At 71.5% G+C, this 2,241-nt stretch carries 3 protein-coding genes; 1 reads left to right on the forward strand and 2 read right to left on the reverse strand.

Annotation, left to right across the window (positions count from 1 at the left end; genetic code table 11):
• Window positions 1-346 (reverse strand): chorismate mutase (locus tag HTZ82_RS08385; RefSeq protein ID WP_175408668.1); only part of this gene is annotated, 346 nt, incomplete at its 3' end.
• A 135-nt stretch (window positions 347-481) separates the two neighbouring features.
• Window positions 482-1,258 carry a trypsin-like serine protease gene (locus tag HTZ82_RS08390; protein ID WP_175408669.1) on the reverse strand — a complete coding sequence of 259 codons (777 nt, stop codon included), beginning with the start codon at window positions 1,256-1,258 and terminating at the stop codon, window positions 482-484.
• 266 nt (window positions 1,259-1,524) lie between these two features.
• Here HTZ82_RS08390 and HTZ82_RS08395 point away from each other — a divergent pair.
• Window positions 1,525-2,241 (forward strand): hypothetical protein (locus HTZ82_RS08395; protein ID WP_175408670.1); only part of this gene is annotated, 717 nt, incomplete at its 3' end.

Below are 2,241 nucleotides of genomic sequence, written 5' to 3' on the forward strand. Positions count from 1 at the left end.
AGTCGTGGGTGGTCGGGGCGGTCGCCGCGCCATTGGCCAGCGGGTCGACGGCGATCTGCTCGTGGTGCCTGATCACCTCGGCGATGATGAAGTTGAGCAGCTTCTCGGCGAACGCCGGGTCGAGCCTGGCGTTCTCGGCGAGCTCCCGGAGCCGGGCGATCTGGCGGGCCTCACGGGCCGGGTCGGCCGGGGGCAGGTGGTGGCGGGCCTTGAGGAGGCCGACCTGCTGGGTGCACTTGAAGCGCTCGGCCAGCATGTGCACGACGGCTGCGTCGATGTTGTCGATGCTCTCGCGCAGTCGGGTCAGTTCGGCGCGGACGGTGTCGTCGATGTCGCTCGTGCTCATGCGGCGAGCTTAGACGGGTGCCGCGGCGTCCGTCCGAGGGTGTTCGGGATACGGGATACGCGATGCGGATGCGGCATGCGGGAGTGAGGGGCAGGCCGGGCCGGCCTGCCCCTCAGGGGTGCGGGGCCCGGTGGGTTACAGGTTCGCCGCGGCGGACTTGATGGTGGAGGCGAAGGTCGAGACCTCCGTGTAGACGCCGGGGTAGTTCGGGCGGGCGCAGCCGTAGCCCCAGCTCACGATGCCGACCTGGATCCAGGCGCCGTTGTTGTCGCGGCGGAACATGGGGCCGCCGGAGTCTCCCTGGCAGGTGTCGACGCCGCCCGCGGTGTAGCCGGCGCAGATCTCCTCGGCGGGGATGAGCTCGTTGCCGTACGACGCCCGGCAGCTCGCGTCGCTGACGAAGGGCACCTGGGCCTTGAGGAGGTAGCGCTGCTGGCTGCCGCCCTCACGGTTGGCGCCCCATCCGGCGACGGTGAAGGTGCCGGTGTTGTAGGCGGTGGTGGTGGCGATGTCGAGGGTGGGGAGGTCGATGGGCCGGGCGAGCTTGATCAGGGCCCAGTCCTTGCCCTGCCCGTTGTAGCCGGGGGCCTGGAGGACCTTGGTGGAGCGGACCTTGATGGCGGAGCCGCTCCGGAGGTCCACGACGCCGGCGGTGGCCGTGATGCTGGTGTTGTTGCCGGAGCCGTTCACACAGTGGGCGGCGGTGAGGACGATCTGCGGGGCGATGAGGGAGCCGCCGCAGCCCATGGACAGGCGGACCATCCAGGGGAACTCGCCCTGAGCCGCGCGGGTGCCGCCGACGACGGGGGCGGGGGCCGCCGACGCGGAGCTCGGCTGGAGGCTGACGGCGGCGAGCGCGACCGCGCCGACCACGGCGAATCTCTTCAGGGCACGGAGCAGTGTGTTCTTCAACTCTCTGCCTTTCGGTGGGGGGTTGGGCCTTGTCCAACGAGGAGCGCATGAGTGGCTGTCATGCGCCCGTCAAGGCTTGGTCCGGGATTATCCGGAGGTACGGGGAAGGGCCACAAGCCTGTCTTTTCGGCCATGCGCGGCCGCTGCGGCGCCCGCTGCGGCGGCCCTGGCGGCCGCGTCCTTCGCTGAACGCCCCGTGCGGGTCGTACTGTGGTTCGGAGGGTCCGGAGGGTTCGGCGTCGTACACGGGTACGGGGGTACGGGACGTGACGAACGGCAGGGCGGCGGCACCCGGCGGGGATGTCGTCCACGGGTTCCCGCACCTCGGCACGGTGCGCGCGGCGATCACGGCGCTGTACCGGAGGGTCTCGTACGAGGGGCTGTACGCGTACGCGGCGAGCGTCCCGCCCGGCGAGGTGGCGTTCGCGGACGACGACGACCTGTACCTCGGCGCCCACCGGGTCGCCGGCGCGCTGGTGCGGCAGCTCCGGCTGCCGGAGGCGCGGATGATCGTGAGCTTCCGGGCCATGGAGCACGCCGCGAGCGTCGAACTGGCGGCGGGGCCCGAGTACTTCATCGAGCTGAACGACCGGTTCCGCAGGCATCGGCGGGACATCGGGGCGGCGCTCGCCCACGAGATCACGCATGTGCTGCTGCACCGGCTGGGGCTGGGTTTCCCGGGGACGCGGGACAACGAGATCCTCACGGACACGGCGACCACGTATCTCGGCGCCGGGTGGCTGCTGTTGGACGCGTACCGCGAGGACGCCGTGTCGAGCCAGAAGCTCGGCTATCTGACGCCGGAGGAGTTCGGGTACGTGCTCGCCAAGCGGGCGCGGGTGTTCGGCGAGGACCCGTCGCTGTGGTTCACCAGCCCGCAGGGGTACGAGGCGTACGTACGGGGCCGGGACGAGGCGCTGCGCGACGAGCGGCGCCCGCCGCTGACGGCCGCCGGGTGGGCGGGGCGGCACCGGTACGCGAAG

The organism is Streptomyces sp. TRM64462 (genome assembly GCF_013362995.1).
GTDB lineage: Bacteria > Actinomycetota > Actinomycetes > Streptomycetales > Streptomycetaceae > Streptomyces.